The organism is Streptomyces sp. R33 (assembly GCF_041200175.1).
Lineage (GTDB): Bacteria > Actinomycetota > Actinomycetes > Streptomycetales > Streptomycetaceae > Streptomyces > Streptomyces katrae_B.
Genome location: NZ_CP165727.1, coordinates 219,483 through 236,288 on the forward strand (window position 1 = coordinate 219,483; position 16,806 = coordinate 236,288).

General features: G+C 68.0%; 16 protein-coding genes and 3 pseudogenes. 11 read left to right on the forward strand and 8 right to left on the reverse strand.

Going from position 1 to position 16,806, the window contains the following annotated elements:
• The first annotated feature begins 74 nt into the window (after nucleotides 1-74).
• Nucleotides 75-878, forward strand: coding sequence for a DUF1906 domain-containing protein (locus AB5J51_RS01160; protein ID WP_369776442.1), 804 nt, complete (start codon nucleotides 75-77; stop codon nucleotides 876-878).
• Between the two features lie 61 nt (nucleotides 879-939).
• Here AB5J51_RS01160 and AB5J51_RS01165 read toward each other — a convergent pair.
• Nucleotides 940-1,167, reverse strand: a pseudogene (locus AB5J51_RS01165) (transposase); the annotation flags it as partial.
• Between the two features lie 63 nt (nucleotides 1,168-1,230).
• Between AB5J51_RS01165 and AB5J51_RS01170 the strand changes: the two are divergent.
• Nucleotides 1,231-1,755 (forward strand): hypothetical protein, encoded by a 525-nt coding sequence (locus AB5J51_RS01170; protein ID WP_369776340.1) that lies wholly within the window; start codon nucleotides 1,231-1,233, stop codon nucleotides 1,753-1,755.
• 127 nt (nucleotides 1,756-1,882) lie between these two features.
• Here AB5J51_RS01170 and AB5J51_RS01175 read toward each other — a convergent pair.
• A protein-coding gene (locus AB5J51_RS01175) for an IS5 family transposase (protein ID WP_369776443.1) occupies nucleotides 1,883-2,691 on the reverse strand; the annotation gives its coding sequence in 2 pieces (ribosomal slippage) (nucleotides 1,883-2,341 and nucleotides 2,344-2,691; 807 coding nt in all).
• A gap of 27 nt (nucleotides 2,692-2,718) precedes the next feature.
• A pseudogene (locus AB5J51_RS01180) lies at nucleotides 2,719-3,825 on the reverse strand (IS110 family transposase); the annotation flags it as partial.
• A gap of 407 nt (nucleotides 3,826-4,232) precedes the next feature.
• Here AB5J51_RS01180 and AB5J51_RS01185 point away from each other — a divergent pair.
• Nucleotides 4,233-5,969: an IS1182 family transposase gene (locus AB5J51_RS01185; protein WP_369776444.1), complete on the forward strand. Its 1,737-nt coding sequence runs from the start codon at nucleotides 4,233-4,235 to the stop codon at nucleotides 5,967-5,969.
• A gap of 340 nt (nucleotides 5,970-6,309) precedes the next feature.
• On the opposite strand, the gene AB5J51_RS01190 is transcribed toward AB5J51_RS01185, so the two are convergent.
• The gene (locus AB5J51_RS01190) at nucleotides 6,310-7,074 is read right to left on the reverse strand and encodes a hypothetical protein (RefSeq protein WP_159047385.1); all 765 of its coding nucleotides are present in this window, start codon (nucleotides 7,072-7,074) and stop codon (nucleotides 6,310-6,312) included.
• Nucleotides 7,075-7,136: 62 nt separating this feature from the next.
• Nucleotides 7,137-7,292 (reverse strand): hypothetical protein, encoded by a 156-nt coding sequence (locus AB5J51_RS01195; protein ID WP_159047386.1) that lies wholly within the window; start codon nucleotides 7,290-7,292, stop codon nucleotides 7,137-7,139.
• A gap of 273 nt (nucleotides 7,293-7,565) precedes the next feature.
• On the opposite strand from AB5J51_RS01195, the gene AB5J51_RS01200 reads away from it, so the two are divergent.
• Entirely contained in the window at nucleotides 7,566-8,360 is a 795-nt protein-coding gene (locus tag AB5J51_RS01200; RefSeq protein WP_369776445.1) for a transposase family protein, read from the forward strand.
• A 316-nt stretch (nucleotides 8,361-8,676) separates the two neighbouring features.
• Here AB5J51_RS01200 and AB5J51_RS01205 read toward each other — a convergent pair whose 3' ends face one another.
• Nucleotides 8,677-9,087, reverse strand: coding sequence for a hypothetical protein (locus AB5J51_RS01205; RefSeq protein ID WP_053785241.1), 411 nt, complete (start codon nucleotides 9,085-9,087; stop codon nucleotides 8,677-8,679).
• Between the two features lie 195 nt (nucleotides 9,088-9,282).
• The gene (locus AB5J51_RS01210) at nucleotides 9,283-10,284 is read right to left on the reverse strand and encodes an ArsR/SmtB family transcription factor (protein WP_369776446.1); all 1,002 of its coding nucleotides are present in this window, start codon (nucleotides 10,282-10,284) and stop codon (nucleotides 9,283-9,285) included.
• A 144-nt stretch (nucleotides 10,285-10,428) separates the two neighbouring features.
• Here AB5J51_RS01210 and AB5J51_RS01215 point away from each other — a divergent pair.
• From AB5J51_RS01215 to AB5J51_RS01235, 5 genes are all read left to right on the forward strand, one after another.
• A protein-coding gene (locus AB5J51_RS01215; RefSeq protein WP_369776447.1) for an IS5 family transposase occupies nucleotides 10,429-11,297 on the forward strand; the annotation gives its coding sequence in 2 pieces (ribosomal slippage) (nucleotides 10,429-10,794 and nucleotides 10,797-11,297; 867 coding nt in all).
• Between the two features lie 135 nt (nucleotides 11,298-11,432).
• Nucleotides 11,433-11,918: a hypothetical protein gene (locus tag AB5J51_RS01220; protein ID WP_053784978.1), complete on the forward strand. Its 486-nt coding sequence runs from the start codon at nucleotides 11,433-11,435 to the stop codon at nucleotides 11,916-11,918.
• The gene (locus AB5J51_RS01225) at nucleotides 11,915-12,550 is read left to right on the forward strand and encodes a hypothetical protein (protein ID WP_133895380.1); all 636 of its coding nucleotides are present in this window, start codon (nucleotides 11,915-11,917) and stop codon (nucleotides 12,548-12,550) included. The genes AB5J51_RS01220 and AB5J51_RS01225 overlap by 4 nt, the downstream gene beginning before the upstream one ends.
• Nucleotides 12,550-14,199, forward strand: a complete 1,650-nt coding sequence (locus AB5J51_RS01230; protein ID WP_369776448.1) for a putative T7SS-secreted protein — start codon at nucleotides 12,550-12,552, stop codon at nucleotides 14,197-14,199. Before AB5J51_RS01225 ends, AB5J51_RS01230 begins: the two co-directional genes overlap by 1 nt.
• The gene (locus tag AB5J51_RS01235; protein WP_053784981.1) at nucleotides 14,200-14,433 is read left to right on the forward strand and encodes a hypothetical protein; all 234 of its coding nucleotides are present in this window, start codon (nucleotides 14,200-14,202) and stop codon (nucleotides 14,431-14,433) included.
• A gap of 500 nt (nucleotides 14,434-14,933) precedes the next feature.
• Here AB5J51_RS01235 and AB5J51_RS01240 read toward each other — a convergent pair whose 3' ends face one another.
• The gene (locus AB5J51_RS01240) at nucleotides 14,934-15,290 is read right to left on the reverse strand and encodes a hypothetical protein (RefSeq protein WP_159047101.1); all 357 of its coding nucleotides are present in this window, start codon (nucleotides 15,288-15,290) and stop codon (nucleotides 14,934-14,936) included.
• 97 nt (nucleotides 15,291-15,387) lie between these two features.
• Between AB5J51_RS01240 and AB5J51_RS01245 the strand changes: the two are divergent.
• Together AB5J51_RS01245 and AB5J51_RS01250 are read left to right on the forward strand one after the other, a co-directional pair.
• Nucleotides 15,388-15,534: pseudogene (locus AB5J51_RS01245) on the forward strand (CsbD family protein); the annotation flags it as partial.
• Between the two features lie 143 nt (nucleotides 15,535-15,677).
• On the forward strand, nucleotides 15,678-16,202 hold the full coding sequence (locus AB5J51_RS01250) for a hypothetical protein (protein ID WP_133895383.1): 525 nt from the start codon (nucleotides 15,678-15,680) through the stop codon (nucleotides 16,200-16,202).
• Nucleotides 16,203-16,806 lie beyond the last annotated feature (604 nt).

Sequence of the window (16,806 nt, forward strand, 5' to 3'; positions counted from 1 at the left end):
CCAACGATTCGAAGCACCTGGGGGCATCCATGTCCGAGCACCGCCGATCACGGCGCGCCCGCATCCTGATTTGGATGGCCGCAGGGCTGACACTTGCCGCGACGACGGCAGTCAGCGCCAACGCCTTGACCTTCCGCGGCGCTGTGGTCGGGCGCGGCCTCCTGACTCCTTCCCTCTACGCAGGGCGTGTGTTCGACACCTGCACCGCACCCTCCCTCACCGCGATGAAGGCATGGCGCTCCGACCAGTTCTACGGTGGCGCGGCTGTCTACATCGGAGGGAAGAACCGAGGCTGCGCCCAGCCGCAACTGACCGCTTCCTGGGTGAAGTCAGTGGACGCAGCCGGCTGGAAGCTCGTGCCGCTCTACGTCGGCGCCCAGCCACCATGCCAGACCGGCAGCAATCCGGAACGGTTCACCACAGCCGATGCCGCCGCCGTCGGCACCGCGAACGGCAGTGACGCCGTCGCCAAGGCCTCGGCCCTGGGCATGAAGCCAGGCAGCGCCCTCTACCTGGACATGGAACCCTTCAACCTCTCCGACGCCCCCTGCCTCGACGCCGTCCTCACCTATGTCCGTGCCTGGGACAAAGCTGTCCGCACACAGCGCTACTGGCCGGGCATGTACGGGTTCACCAGCAGCAGCGCCGCCGCAGTGGCGAACGCCTCGGACCGCCGAGACCTCCCCGCCATTCTCTGGTACGCCCTGTGGGACAAGAACGAGACAACCACCGACGACTGGCGCTGGGACCCGAACCTGTACACCGGCCACCGCCGCGCCCACCAGTACGCAGCCAACAGCACCGAAACCCGCGGCGGCGTCACCCTCACCGTCGACCGCAGCACCTGGGACGCCCCGGTCGCAATCATCGCCAAATAACTTCCCAATCAGGATGTCAAGCGGGTCTGTCAATCGAACGGTGTATCGAGGGTGGTTGGGGTTACTGGCGGGCTGCGGAGAGTCGGCCGTCGAAGGTGATGTCGAAGGCGTTCAGGGCGGTCTTCCAGCGCATGGTCCAGCGAGCCTGGCCCTTGCCGGTGGGGTCAAGCGACATGATCGCCATGTAGACGCACTTCAACGCTGCGGTCTCATTCGGGAAGTGTCCGCGGGCCTTGACCGCCCGCCGGATCCTGGCGTTCACGGACTCGATCGCGTTGGTGGTGCAGACGCAGCCCGCCTGTGACTGATTCCCAATGATGGTTGTCAAGCAGCGGGACGTAGGCTGCGGCCCATGGAATCGTTGATCGCTGCAGTCCGTGAGCAGGAAGAAGCTGCCCGTTTTCTCGCTTGGCCGGGTGACTTCGACCTTGACCGAGGCGATCATGTCGAGGAAGTACACCTCGCCTCGGGCACCGCACTTGAGGGGTTCGCCGGCGACGGTGCCGGCGGCACGTTCTTCTTCTGCGGTGAAGGCGGCGAGGAACGTCCGATCCTCTATGCCGACTCCGAAGGAGGTGCGGCTCTGGTTGCCATCGGCCTGCACGAGCTGGTGCGGCTTCTGCTGGTCGTCCCGTGGTGGCAAGACTGCCAGGCGTTCACGGACGAGGAGAGTCGCGAGCTTGAGGCTGAGTATCTGGAGGACATGCCGGACCTCGCGGCCAGGAGGGACCGTGCTGCCGCGGCCCTTGGCCTCGATCTTCCGGGTCAGGCCGAGATCCTGGCTCGCTTGAGGGAGGTGACCACTCAGCTGGGGAAAGACTTCGTTTTGATCTACACGCCGGAGGGGCACCCCTACGAGCCGCTCTTCACAGTCTGAGGCTCAGGCCGCAGCGAGACCCCGTTGGGGAGGCTGAGCCTCGAAGGTTCGCTGATCGCGTATGAGGGCCCATAGGACGTCGAGGCGTCGTCGGGCGAGGGCGAGGATCGCCTGTTTAGACATCGTTTCATTTGGTGAGGCGGCGGTGGCAGATCAGGGCAGCGGCGATGCCAACAAAGGCGAGGAAGTGTTCGGCCTTGCGCTCGTATCGGCGGTGGAGCCGACGGCAGCCGGCGAGCCAGGACACGGTTCTCTCAACGACCCAGCGGTGTCGGCCGAGCCGCTTTGAGGACTCGATCCCCTTGCGCGCGATGCGATGGCGGATGCCGCGTTTGCGTAGCCATCGACGCAGATGGGGATAGTCGTAACCCTTGTCGGCGTGCAACTTCGCCGGCCTTCGTCGCCGTGGGCCGCGGCGGGACCGGATGGGCGGGATCCCGCGCACGAGCGGTTCAAGGCCGAGACTGTCGTGCATGTTGGCGCTCGAGATCCCCAGCGAGATCGGCAGTCCATTCCGGTCGGTGATCAGGTGGATTTTCGATCCCGGCTTGCCGCGGTCGGTCGGATTCGGTCCTGTCAGTGGCCCCCTTTTGCAGCCCTGAGACTGACCGAGTCGATCGCGCACCGCGACCAGTCCAGATCGCCTCGAGCTCCGAGTTCGTCGAGGATCACTCGGTGGAGCCGAGCCCAGACACGGGCCCTGCTCCACTGGGCGAAGCGTCGGTAGACCGTCTGCCAGCTCGGGCCGAACACCGGCGGGAGCTGCCGCCACGTGCAGCCCGACGTCGCCACGAAGATGATTGCCGCCAGCGCCTCGCGGTCACCCGCCCGCCGTCGGCCCCCGCCCTGCGGGCGTATCACCTCAGTCGGCGGCACCACCCGCCGAAACAGGACCCACAACTCATCCGGCACCAGCCGCTCAACCAAGTCCGTCATGCACGGTTCAACGAACGATCACGCCATAAGAAACGACGTCTTATGACTCTTTCCCTCGGCCCGTTTGCGGTCGTAGAAGGTCTTCGAGGTCAGGCAGAAGCGGGCTGCGATCTGGGCGGATAGGTAGAAAACGCGCAGGAGTCGGCGGTGGTAGCGGTGCGGCCGGCGCATGTTGCCGCTGATCCGGCCTGAGTCTCGTGGGACAGGTGCCAGACCAGCGACTCCGGCGAGTCGGCCTGCGGTTCCGAAGGCGTCCATGTCCCCGCCGGTGCAAGCGACGAACTCCGCCCCCAGCAACGGGCCCATGCCAGGCATGCTGAGGATCACCTCGGCATCCCGGTGCTCTCGGAAGCGTGCCGCGATCCTTGCATCCACGGCGGCGATCTCTTCGTCCAGAGCCAGGACCGACCGGGCCAGCGTGTTCACCACGGCTGCGGCTGTGCTCTCCCCGGCCACGGCGGTGTGCTGGGCCTGCGCTGCGGCGACGGCTGCATCGGCCATGGCCTGGGCGCCACGGACCTTGCGGTTCTTCAGCCAGGTCGCGAGTCGGCTCGGGCCGACCCGGCGGAGGCCAGCCGGGGTCTGATAGCCGGTCAGCAGGATGAGTGCGGATTTGGAGGCGGCGTAGTCGAAGGTCCGTTCCAGGGCGGGGAAGTACTCCAGGAGCTGGGCACGCATCCGGTTGATGGCGCGGGTCCGATCGGCGGCGAGGTCGTAGCGGCGGGCGGTGAGGATCTTCAGGTCCACCGCGATCTCGTCCCACTCCTGCAAAGGCTGCAGGTCCCGGCGCATCCGCGCCTGGTCGGCGATGACGTAGGCGTCCTTCGCATCGGTCTTGCCGTCCCCGCGGTAGCCACGGGAAGCGTGGTGGACGGTTCGGCCAGGGATGTACAGGAGTCGCTGTCCGTGGCTGGTCAGGAGGGCGATCAGCAGAGCGCCCCCACCGGCGTTCAGGTCGACGGCCCACGTAACCGGGCCGTCCTCAGCCAGTGCCAGCACATCGCCGAGCAGCTCCAGGAGCTCGGGCTCATTGTTGGGCACCCGGCGCGAGAGCACCTTCGTCCCGTCCGCGTCGATCACGGTGCAGTGATGCGCGGCCTTGCCGGCATCCGTCCCCGCCCAGAGCTCGGGCACCCGAGCCTCCCTCGTCGATCGGTTGACTGGTCCCTGCAGACGACCACGCCGACGTGTCCTTACGAAGCGATCTCTGTTCGCTCATCCCAATGAGTGGCCGTGTCGTCGCGGGGCACTGGGCGGCCAATCAGTCAAAGCCACACCTTCGGCAGGAGCGCCGTCCAGCCACACCCAGGCCCCTGGGTCTCCCGATCGTACGAAGGACCGGAATCAACCCGCCAACAAGGTAAGGAGCGTCGTAGTTGGTTCTGACCGCTCTTCCGGATGCTGTTGGTGATCTTCGCTCGGTGGGGTGAACCCCCTTCGACGTGCTTTCGTGCTGGCGGTTGGTGTGCTGCTGTTGTCGAGCGGGGTAGTTCTGCCGGTCGGAGGGGGCCGGGATGGCAATGGGGTGTGGTTCCGGTCGGGTGATTCCGCCGCTGACGGTGAAGATGGCCCGGGCGAGCAATCCGCGGGGCACGGCAGCGATGTGGATACGTGACCGCCTGGACGAGTTGTTCGTCGACGAGGACTTCGCTGCTTGGTATCCGGCGGACGGGCGCCGGGGTCTGTCGCCGGCTCGGCTCGCGCTGGTATCGGTGCTGCAATACACGGAGAATCTGACCGACCGGCAGGCGGCAGAGGCCGTCCGGTGCCGCCTGGACTGGAAGTACTGCCTGGGCCTGGAGCTGGACGATGCGGGCTTCGACTTCTCGGTGCTGAGCGAGTTCCGTGACCGGCTGGCCGAAGAGGACCGCGCAGACCGGCTGCTGGCTGTGATGGTCGAACGTCTTGCGGCTGCGGGCCTGGTCAAACGCCGTGGCCGGGTCCGCACCGACTCGACCCACGTGCTGGCGGCAGTACGCCGGCTCAATCGGGGTGAACTGGTCGCCGAGACACTGCGGGCGGCTCTGGACGAGCTCGTTGCACACGGCGAGGAATGGCTGGCTGGGCTCGTCACTGCGGACTGGGGTGACCGCTACGGCCGCCCAGTCCGCTATGACCGGCTTCCCCGCGGAGGAGATGCCCTGATCGCCTACGTCCTGCGGGTCGGCGGGGACGGCATGCACATCCTGCGAGCCGTCCATGATGCCGATGCCCCACCCAGACTGCGTGCATTGCCCGCTGTTGAGGTTCTGCGGCAGGTCTGGGTCCAGCAGTACTGGCTCGACGAGGACGGACGACTGTGCTGGCGGGGACCGAAATCCAGCCGGGACCGGGCAAGCCGCAGGACAACCGAACGTCGCAACACGGGCAAGGCATCAGCGGACGGCAGACCCGATCCCGCTTCGGCGCGAGTGCCATGGTCGGGCCTCGAGATCGTCACCCCGCACGATCCCGAGGCCCGATACAGCCAGAAAGTCACCGCCGCCGGACAGCAGGACTGGATCGGCTACCGCGACCACCAGACCGAGACCTGCGACGAGACCGGCCCGAACGTGATCGTCCAGGTCACCACTCGGCCGGCGCCCGAGCAGGACATCGACGCCCTCGACCGGATCCACCTGGGACTGACCACGCAGGGGTTCCAGCCCACCGAACACGTCGTTGACAGCGGCTACATCTCGCCGGACAGCATCCACCACGCCGCCCGGCAGTGGGACATCACTCTCTTCGGACCAGTCCGTGACGACCCGCAGGCCGGCAAACGGCCCGGATTCGCCAAGCAGGACTTTCACATCGACTGGCAAGCCCGCACCCTGACCTGCCCCAACGGCGTGACGAGTCCGCCATGGAAGCCCACGCTCGGCGACGGCCACCCCCGGCTCTCTGTGCTCTTCCCACGCAAGGCCTGCCGCGAATGCGCCGACCGGCTCAAATGCACCGGCAACGTCGAAGGCAAGGGCCGGCACGTCTTCCTGATGCCACAACCTCTCCAGGAGATCCAGACGCAGAACAGGGCCGACCAGACGACAACCGAGTGGCGCCGGAGATACGCGATCCGCGCAGGCTGCGAGGCCACCGTGTCCGAAACCGTTCATGCCCACGGCCTGCGGAACTGCCGCTACCGCGGCATGGCCAGAACCCACGTCCAACACGTGCTGACGGCAGCCGGAACGAACATCATCCGACTCAGCGGCTACCTCTCACCGGGCATCGCACCGCCCAGCAAAGCGCGGCCGAGGAGCCGCTTCCAGCAGCTCTGCCGCAACCTGCCCACCTAAGATCACCAACAGCGTCCGGAAGAGCGGTCAGAACCTCGTAGTTGGCCAGCCTGGCCAACCGGTTACTCAGCCGCGAGTCATCAGTCAGGTGGTCCCGTGCACATCGGGGGCCGCCGCAGCGGCCCCGGGGAGGATCCGGCCGGGTTTTGGCGGTAGATCCGCGAGCTTGATACCGGTTCGGTGACTGGGGCTGTATTGCCAGGTCAGGGGTTCTCCGTTCCGGTTCTGCCAGTCCTCTTTGATGACCAGGTTTCCCGCTTCGGCCGGTTCGCCGCTGATCCGATCGGCAACCCGGCCCCCACGCCGCGCCCCGTGGCCGGGGGCCGCCCGAGCGGCCCGCTCACTGCTTCGTCAGAAGCAGCCCGGGAAGCGCGATGACCGGAGCCGCCCGGTTGCCGTCGACGATGTGCACCTGGGTCGCAGGTCCGCCCGGGATGCACGCGAGCGCGCCCTCGCGGTGTAGCCACAGCTGGACCGAAGTCGACATCTGCGGGTAGTCGAAGACCCATCTGCCCTGCTCCGTGCACGTCCCGACCCGCAGGGTGTACTCACCACCCTCCCCGTGCTCCATCTGCCCGGCCAGGGTCAGAGACGCAGCGTCGTTCGAGGCGGTCCACACTCCCGGATAGTCCGTGTACGGCCCGGAGTAGGAGCCGCAGACCGACGCCACCAGCACGACGACGGCGATTGCGACTGCGGCGCGGGGCGGCTGGATCGACAGCCCCGTCGGGCTGCCGGTGCACAGGACAGTGGCCGCGCTCGAGGCGGCCATCGCGACGGCGCACCAGACGACCCAGGGCCCCGAGCCCGCCCTGACCAGCATGACCAGGAGTGCGAGCGCGAGGATCCACGAGGCGGCTGCCCGCCAGACGGCAGTGGTGTTCCGGGCATTGCGCAGCGTCAGCACCACGACCACGATCGGCAGGACCGCCAGGGTCATGGCGAGGAGCATTGCGCACACCAAGACGAGAGTCCCGTCGAAATCCGGCACCAGCCTGGTGGTGTCCGCCAAAGCGAACGTCCCCACCAGCCCCGCGACCTCCACCGCGAGCGCCGACCACAGCACGACGGCGAGCCGGCGGCCCGTCGTTTCTTCCCCCACCAAAGCCCCCAGGATTTGAGCACGTTCAATTAGTGGGGTGCATGCTACTGGACCCTGCCATCCCGTCAGGGAGCAGGTGCACGGAGCCGGACCTGCCCACCGTCCGGAGCAGTGGCACCGCGCCAGACAGCGACGGCAGCGGTCTGCAGGACCGACAGGTCGACAATGTCGGCGGCGACGCCGGCGAGGAGGAGGCCGAGGAACGCATCGACGCAGGTCACCTCCATTTCCCGGACTCACGCGTTACCGGTCGAGCCTCCGGCTCGGCGGCTTTGCGACTCCGGCCAGCTAGAGTCCGTCTTCAAAAGAGCGTTCGATGGTGGATCATGGTGTCGTGATTCGCCGTCATGAACTGACCGACTCCGAGTGGGAGTTACTGAGCGTTTTCAGCATGGCCACTGATCGGGTGACGGGATCGGTGCCCGCAACGCACGAGGCTCCCGTGCTGTTGGGGGAGGTGTTCGAAGTCTCAACCCACAGGCACAGGAGCAGCGTTGGTTCCGTATTCTGCCGCACTAGACCTGCCTCACGCCCTGGTCGAGTGGGTCACGATGCTCATCGTCACCCGCGAGGGTGACCGCCGCTGCAAGCTCCCGCCGCACCAGCGTGCGCTGGTCGGGCTGGTGTACCTGCGCCGGCACGACACCCTCACGCAGATCGCGGTCGGCTTCGGCATATCTGTCGGCACCGCCCATGCTTACACGGCTGCCGTCATCAATCTGCTCGCCGACCGCGCACCCGGCCTGCTGCGTGCCCTGCGCGAAGCCGACCCCGACTACGTCCTGCTGGACGGGACGCTCGCCGAGTGCGACCGGATCGGCGACGGCCGCGCCGACTACTCCCACAAGCACCGCCGCCACGGGGTGAACGTGCAGCTGGTGACCGATCCAGCCGGGCGGCTGCTGTGGATCTCGCCCGCACTGCCCGGCCGTGCCCACGACCTGACGGCGGCGCGTGACCACCGGATCATGCGGATCTGCGAGCGCCAAGGCGTCCCAGTCCTCGCTGATCGGGCTTACATGGGAGCCGGCTCGTGGGTGACGACACCCCTCAGACGCCCACCAGGCCGCGAGCTCACACCGACCCAGCAAACCGTCAACCGTGCACTGTCCGCGGCACGGGCACCGGTCGAGCGCGGTGTCGCACGACTGAAGTCCTGGCGCATCTTCCGCAGATCCCGGTGCAGCCCGAATCGCATGACGTCAATCGCCGCAGCCGTCCTCACGCTGGAGCGGCAAACGCTGAAAGACCTCATTGATTCCCTTTCGGAACAGCCACCGATCGGGTGAATCCGCGACGGCGGCCCGATGCGCCCCGGGCGACGGGTTGCTCTGCCTGGCGGCCTCGTCAACGCACTCGGCGGCCTCGCTCGCCGCAGGGGCAGCCGACTTCGAGTAGGACCGAAGCCCCATTGCTCCCACGGTCACACAGCCGAACATCCCACGCCTGCCGTCGTCCCGGTCATCTACGGAGGCTCGACGGTTGATGGCTCGTAGCTCTGCCTCGTCGGGCGACGGGATCAGCTTCCGGGGCGGCGCGTGTCATGCCGCCCCGGGGCCGGGTATGTGTGTCGGCGCAAGGTCACTTATCGAGCGGTCGGAGTGGTCAGGGCCGGTAGAACGTCTCGCAATCGAGTGGGGACGCGGTGGCGTCGTCAAGGCAGACGACGACGTACGCGGCCCCGCCGGGCACGTCTGCGGGGACTGCCGGGAAGTCGTTGAGCGAATACGTCACGTCGCACTTGGTACTGGTGCTCTTGGCGCCGAGGCGGATACCCGAGGCGTCGTACGCGCCGACCCACGCCCTGCGGCAGCCGACGGCCCGGAGTGCTCCGTCGACCCCGACCGTACGGTTGTACCAGGTCAGAGTGCCGCTGATGTAGCTGGCGCCATACGAGACGCCTGTGATGGGCGTGGTCGGGTACGCCGCAGTCTGCGCGCCCGCGGCCGGCGTTCCCAGTACGGTGGCCGCGGTCAGAACGGCGGAGCCGACAGCGGCGGCGAGTTGGGGCTTCAAGTGGTCCTCCAGACGGGACGAGTCGGTTGTCGCCTCACATCCTGGGCAGGTCGACCATCCGTTGCCCATCCTTTAAGCCACCGCTTAAAGGGGCTGCCAGGGCGGTGAGTGCGGCAGTACCTCACACACCTCGGTGCGCTTGTTCGGTGGTGTGTGACAGGGGAGGCGACGTTCGTTCGCGGCGTCCTCGCGCCGTCACGGTTGCGTCAGGGCGCCCGTCCACAGCAGGGCCAGCCCGAGCGGGGTGATGAGGTGGAGTATGGAGCTGCCGCGGCGGCTGGTGGTGATGAGGCCCGTGTCGCGCAGCACGGTCGCGTGCTGGCTGGCCGCGGCGGCCGTGACGTTGAGGCGGCGGGCCAGTTCGCTCGTCGTGCAGCCTTCCGCCGTCACTCGTAGGGCGGCGGCTCGGGTGCGGCCGAGCAGGGACTCCAGGTTCCGGACGGTCGCGCCGTCCGACTCCGCCGCTCCGGTGCCGGTCAGTGGCCGGCGGAGGGCCGGTACGGTCAGGCGGGGTGGCTGAGCGGTGTCGAGCGGGTCCCACAGGAAACTCACCGGGTGCTTCGAGAAGACCGTGGGCGTGATGATGAGTCCCCGCCCCTGGAGGTGCACATCGACTCGGCGCGGGTAGGGGGCTTCGAGCACCGGCGGACGCCAGCGGACCAGTGGTGCACAGATCGAGCGCAGCAGGAGATCGACGCCTCCCTCCAGCATCAGGTTCGCGCTACGGGTGGACAGCGCGACCAGTTCGGACCGTCCTCTGTCCCAGTAGGGCTCGACGGTCAGTCGGTGGCAGGCGCGCAGGGCCTTCGCCAGCTCCCGCAGCGCGTCACGGTCGCCCTCCGCCACCCGTCTGGCCCACGGCAGTTGTCCGGGACGGAAGTCGAGACACTCGATCTCGCGGCGCAGCTGGGACACCGGGGCGTGCAGCAGATTGTCCACGGCGTGGTCCAGAGAGGGCACATCGCCCGTCAGGGCCAGCAGATCAAGCCCGGGACCGCGCGTCGGGACGAGGGATGTCAAGGGGAGCGTGTCGGCCCCCGTCCTGCCCGCCACCGCCGAGCGCCAGGTGTGGAGGTGCGTAGGCACCCGGTTGCCTCTCAGTAGCTCCAGGCTGTAGTAGACCTCGGCCGCGACGCCGATGGTCGCGGCCACCCGGGTCCTGGCGAGGTCTTCCGCGGTGAAGTGAACACGTAACACCTGCCGGTCTCCTGCCGCCGAAGGGGAGTGCGTGAACGCCCCTCAGCCTGCCCCACCTCGTACCGCCCAATCGGGCGTCGAGGCGCAGGACCCGTTCGTCGGCCACGCGTTCGAGCCGGTGAACGCCGGCGGCCGTACCGGCTGATGGGATCGCCGCATCACCCGATCAGGGGCCACGCTGAAAAGGCTCAACTGGCTCCGCTGATACCGAACGCCAGCAGAGGCCGGCCTCGGGCGGAGGACCGCCGGGTCGTCAACGGGATGGTCTACAAGATCCGGACCGGGGTTTCCTGGCGTGACCTGCCGGAACGTTACGGCCCATGGAAGTCGGTCTACACCCGCTTCCGCCGCTATGCCATCGACGGCGTGTTCACCCGGGCCCTGCAACAGATCCAGGCCCGGGCCGATGCCGCCGGCGACATCGACTGGCTGGTCCAGATCGACTCCACCATCGTCCGCGCCCACCAGCACGCCGCCGCCACCGGCCGAAAAGGGGGAAGCACCGCACGGACGAACCGGACGATCACGCCCTCGGCCGATCCCGAGGAGGCCTGACCACCAAAATCCACCTCGCCTGCGACGGCCGCGGCCGCCCACTGGCCGTCCTCCTGACCCCCGGCCAACGACACGACAGCATCTGCGCACGCCCCCTGCTCGAACGCATCCGAGTACCCCGCACCGGCCTCGGACGGCTCCGCTGCCGACACGGTCACGTGATCGCCGACAAGGCCTACAGCTCACGCGGATTCCGCGCCTGCCTGCGCAAACGCGGGATCGGACACACGATCCCGGAGAAGAGCGACCAGAAGAAGCACCGCCGGAACCGAGGCCGACGAGGCGGCCGACCCACAGGCTTCGACCGCGAGACCTACCGCCGCCGCAACACCGTCGAACGCTGCTTCAACCGGCTCAAAGGCTTCCGCGGCATCGCCACCCGCTACGAGAAGACCGCCACCTCCTACGAAGCAGCGGTCACACTCGCATCACTCCTGCTCCGGGCAAGATCAATTTGAAGACGGACCCTAGGTCCCGTCTCGTCCTGTGCCTTCCGGAAGGTGAAGTTGGTGCACATCAGCGCCTCAGGCAGAATCACGTTCGACTGCAACGAGCCGTGAAGTGCGGCTCGGTGTCGGCAGGAAGGCCTTGGGGTGGGTTTCGACGAGGAGTGGGGGCAGCTGCGGGCCGCCGCGACGGCACGGGTGAACTCGGGGGCGCCGGCGGAGCCGGTCGCGCGGGTGCCTGAGCCCGAACCCGCCGCGGTGAACGCGGCCGCGGCCCGTAAGGCGGTACTGGAGCGGCTGGCGGACTTCCGCAGCCGCGTCGTGCTGGTGCCCTTGGACGAACGCGGCGGTCTGTGGACGGCGGAGCTGGGCGGGCTGGACTGGATCTGCGCGTTCTCGGGCCTGGAGACGCTGGCCCGGTTCGCCGACGCGCGCGGTGAGGCGGAGCGGGAGTGGCCGTACCGGCGGATCGTCGGGGAACGGCTGCTGGACGAGGTGATCCCGGCGCTGGACTTCCCGTGCGGGGTGGCGCTGGACGCGGCGGGGCCGGACGGGATCGTCTTCCCGCCGGTGCGGGGGCTGGTGCCGGACGGTGCCGCGCTCGACGGGGACGGACGGAGGGAGAAGGCGTGAGCGGGGACGGAGCGGACATCGATGTCTCGAAGCAGGCGCTGGCACAGATAGCGCAGGGCATCACGGACACGCTGGGCGAGCTGAAAGAGCTCGGGATGGTCGGTTCGGCCAGCATGGGCCGGGGCTTCTCGGATCTGGCGCTGTCGGGGATGGAGAGCGGGAACGAGGGCCTGACGGCGTCGATGAAGACTTTCTGCGAGCGCTGGGAGTGGGGTGTGCGCGCGCTGGTGCAGCAGGGTAACCAGTTCGCGTTCGACGTCGGTCTGTCGGCGGGTGTGATGCACGAGCAGGACCAGTACATTCAGGGCAGCTTTAAGGTGCTGACGAACTCCGCGATGGGCAATCCGTACGCGTCGGAGCAGGAGATCATCGACAAGGACTGGGGCGGCGTCCTCTCCAACAACGTGTACACGCAGGTCCGGGACGCGGACTACAGCGACGAGTCCTTCGACCGGGCGCGGGAGAACAGCAAGGAGGCCTGGCAGGGCGCCGTGCGGGACGTGAACAGCTCGGACATTCTCCTCAGCAACCAGATCATCGACGCGGCCGGGCTGCGGGACGAGGTGGACGCGGCGGTCGACGACTGGGTCGGTCCGGCGCCGCAGCCCCAGCCATCGGGCGGTGAGCGCTGATGGCGGACTGGGGCGGTCTTCTGGACAAGGGTCTGGAGAAGCTGGACGACGGCTGGGAGGGCGCGAAGAAGGTCGTCGGGCAGGGCGTCGACAAGGCCACCGACGGGATCGGCACGGGGCTGGAGTACATCGGGGCGGACGGCTGGGCGGACAAGGTCGAGGACTGGGGCGATGACGTCGCCTCGGACCTCGGTGCTTCGGTCGGCGAGCAGCAGCTCGGCCAGAGCGAGCAGGCGAACGAGCTGGTCCACGGCAAGCCGGCGAAGATCCGGGAGTCGGCGAAGCACCTGACCGACTTCCAGGGGGCCTTCGACCGGGTCGGCCAGGGCATGCGAGCACTGGACTCGGGCCACTGGAAGGGGCAGGCCGCCGACGCGTTCCGCAAGAAGTTCGCGATGCATCCCAAGGACTGGCTGCACGCCTCCGACGCCTGCGAGGCGGCGGCGGGCGCGCTGAACCGGTACGCGGAGACGGTGGAGTGGGCGCAGAAGCAGGCGCAGCAGGCCATCGACCTGTACAAGGCGGCGGTAAAGGCCGCGAAGGAGGCCCACGAGGACTACGCCGCCAAGGCCCACGCGTACACCGCAGCGGCTGATGCCGGCAAGGACCCTGGACCGGTGCCGCAGAAGCCGGTCGACGTGGGCAAGGCCGACGGGACGCGGGCCCACGAGATCCTGAACGAGGCTCGCAAGCAGCGTGACGAGGCCGCGGCGAACGCGGCCAAGGCACTGGACGCGGCCCTGGAACACGCCCCGAAGGAGCCCTCGGCGACGGACCAGGCCCTGGCCGGGATCTCCGACCACTTCGCCGGCCAGGCGGTGGAGCTCAACCACTTCGTCGGCGGCGTAATCAAGGGCACGGCAGGCCTGGTCAACTTCGTGCGCGGCCTGAACCCGATGGACCCGTACAACCTGACCCACCCGGCCGAGTACCAGCAGAACCTCAGCATGACCCTGGCCGGTCTGGTCTCCACGGCCGCCCACCCCGAACGCATCCCCGCGGGGCTGATCGAGACGCTGAAGGGCGACTTCAGCGAGGGCCTGGGCCGGTTCGTACCGGATCTCCTCGGGACCAAGGGCATGGGCGGTGCCCGGGCGGGGACGAGACTCGCCCTGCGGGAAGGGCTGGAAGGAGCCGCCAGTACGGGCCTGCGGCACACCGATGAATGGCTGACCGGTGGCAGGAGGCGGCCCCGGCAGCTCCTCGACGACCCGGCCCAGACCAAGTGGGCGGAGGACGCGTACGCGGACTTCATGAAGAGCGACCGGGACATCGACTCGATCAGCGGTCACACGCAGGGGCTGGCCCGGGACAACGGCTCCACCGGATTCACCCCGGAGGAGATCGCCGCGGTGAAGAAGCACGTGTTCGACACGGAACATCCCATCGTGGACTACGAAACGGGAGGTGTCGTGATGCGGAAGTTCGACGCGGATGCGGAGATCGCAGACGCCTGGATCCGGTTGCGCTCAGGAAACGGACTGCCGGAGGACCGGCTGCTTCTGGAACACGAGCTGGCCGAGCTCACGTACCTCCGCGAGAACCCGGGCTCCACCTACCAGGAGGCGCACCGGGTCGCGAACGAGACGCACAACTGGCAGGAATCCGGACCGCTGGACAAGCGCGAAGACATCGAAGGGGAATGGTAAATGGCCGCGATCGTGTATTTTCGGAAGGTCTCGGAGACCGAAGATCTGGTGGAGTACGAATTCGGTGACGACCCCGAGCGTTTCGAGCGACGGCTGACCATGGACAAGGCGTCCTGCACCTCGACGGTCCAAGACGGACAGGTCGACTACACCTTCCTGAAGGCGTCGCGGAAGCTCAACGCGCTGTACACGGAGCGGGGTGAGTGGCCGGAGCGGGGGATGAGCGTGAGCTGACCTGCCGCAGCGCGCCCGCGTGCGGCTGAGCGGCTTGCCTGTCCGGACGCCGTCCCCGGCCCGCGCTTCGTCGGCGCCGTTATCGGGGGCGGGGACGGCAAACGGCCGCCCCCTTGTCCCCCGGGGGCGGCCGCTGCCTCAACGAGTCAATGTGCCTACATCAGGCACTCATGATGGATCTGCCTATAGGACGTCTCCCATCTGCGGGCATGGCGAATGAAGGGTCCGCATCAAAACCGCCTTCCGTCCGTCATGCGATCCGGATGTCTCAGGTACTCCTCAATCTCCTCCACCAGCCGTTCCGCGTCCTTGCCCGAATGCGGGCATGCCGCAGCCTGCAGCGCCACTTGCACAGCCGTGAACGCGTCGGATCCCGCAGCCATACTGGCGGCCTTCAATACGACAAAGGCTGCGTTCTCACCTAGCAACGTTGCGTCTCCGGGTGGATCTGCCGGTGGTGAGACTCTCAGGCCCATCGGCATGCCCCGCGGCGTCCGGGCTCAGCTCGACAGCACAGCGACGGCGATGACCACCGCGAGCATCAGCACCACGCAGCCGCAGGTGGCCAGAGTGTCACGCCGGGCACCCCTTATCCCCTCCTTGGTGTCGACCCGCCACGACGGGTCTAGGACCACCTCACCGGATTCGAGCTCCGCCACCACCCGCTGAACCTCGGCGTAGGAGTACACGGTGAAGGTGCTCTCACCTAAGGTTCCGTAACTCTTCTGCTCCTTGGTCCCCACCCCGTGGGTGGAGGCCACCTGGGGTACGAACCTACGTCTGACCATCCAGAGAGCGGCGGCCCTGTCGGCCGTCACCCAGTTGAGGCCCGGGGGCAACGCTTCTGGTGTGGTCATGTCGCCATGGTGCCGCTGAGGGCGACATGGGACATCCGCAGATTTACGTAAACGACTACGACTACGCATGTACCGCATGTAAGCCCGCACCAAGGCCCACGCCGAGCAGGCCAAGGGCAAGGCCAGGGAAGTCATGGGCCGCATGACCGGCAACCAGCGGATGACCGCCGACGGCCACTCCGACCAGGCCAAGGGCAGCGCCCGCCAGGCCAAGGAAGACGTCGAGGACACCTTCCGCCACTGACCACACCTCGCGCGCAGCCTCTTGACTGTGGCGCCCGCTGGGCCCCGACCACCTCCCCCGGGTCGGGGCCGGCCCCGTACTCGAAGCTGCCCGGCCGGGAATGGGGCGGCTCAGGCGGGGGTGCCGCTGGCGGTGTGGGCGCCGTGCCAGTCCAGGCACAGGACGGTGGCGTCGTCCCGGGGAGGGCGGCCCTTGTAGGCGTCGGTGACAGCGCCGACCAGTCGCTCGACCCGGTCTACGGCGGCGGTGACAACGCATACGGCTACCCGGGCGACCCGGTCAACGAGTTCGACCTCGACGGCAAGTCCTGGGGCAGCAAGCTCTGGGGCTGGACCAAGCGCCACAAGTGGGACATCGCACTGACCGCGGCCAGCTTCTTCGTGCCGGGCGCCGGCGCTGCGGTCTGGGCCTACCGGGCCTACCGCATCGTCCGTGTCGCACGCGCCGCGAGGGGCATGGACGGTGGCATCCGCGCCGGCCGCGCCACGTCCTGGCTGGCGGGCCGCATGTGGGTCGGCCGGGGCTCCAGCCGATTCGGCGGCAACCTCGGCCGGATCTCCCGCGACAAGCTCCGTCAGTGGCGTCGTCCGACGCACAAGTCGGACGGACACTGGAAGTCCAACGGCGTCCCCGTCGGACCGGCCGAGGCGGGCCTGAAAACGTCGTGAGGACCAGCGGTGAATCAGCGTTGGTGACGAAGGGGGCTGGGGAGCTGTTCTCGAGGTTCGGGGTCAGGGGGGATGTCGGCGTGGTGGAATTCTTCGGCCAGAAATCGATGACATACCGCTCCACCCCGTACGCCGATCCCTCGTCCCGGGTCACACGCTCGACTCAGACCTCCCCGCGCAGCAGACGCGGACCCGCCACATCCCGCCGCGGCCAAGGCGGATCAGATCCTGGGAACGGCCACTCCCCCACACCGCCAGACCACCCGAAACCGACTCGTCCCAGGGCTGCCGGCCCTTGAAGGGTCCCGGCCACGGGCGGTCCGCCGGACACGAAGCACACGTCCCCAAGCCGATGGAGCGGCGCCGGGTCCGCATTCCCGGTCTGTTCCTTCCGCCGCGTCGACCGTCGAAAAGGCCCGTGAGCGGCCGGCCCAATTCCCGACAACGCGTGTTCCGTGCACTGTTCGAGTAGACGACTATCGCGGTGGCCGACGGCGTAGAGCTCGGGTTCCCAGGTCATAGGCCATGGAACCCAGGGCAAGGACAACAAGGGGCCACGCCGCCGGGGAGTCGGTGGATACAAGGCCGCCGCCGATGAGGGCCC

Excerpts from the sequence above, each read along its gene's own strand:
- AB5J51_RS01160 (WP_369776442.1), top strand. The coding sequence starts at position 75 with ATGGCCGCAGGGCTGACACTTGCCGCGACGACGGCAGTCAGCGCCAAC.
- AB5J51_RS01170 (WP_369776340.1), top strand. The coding sequence starts at position 1,231 with ATGGAATCGTTGATCGCTGCAGTCCGTGAGCAGGAAGAAGCTGCCCGT.
- AB5J51_RS01230 (WP_369776448.1), top strand. The coding sequence starts at position 12,550 with ATGGCGGACTGGGGCGGTCTTCTGGACAAGGGTCTGGAGAAGCTGGAC.
- AB5J51_RS01235 (WP_053784981.1), top strand. The coding sequence starts at position 14,200 with ATGGCCGCGATCGTGTATTTTCGGAAGGTCTCGGAGACCGAAGATCTG.
- AB5J51_RS01240 (WP_159047101.1), bottom strand. The coding sequence starts at position 15,290 with ATGACCACACCAGAAGCGTTGCCCCCGGGCCTCAACTGGGTGACGGCC.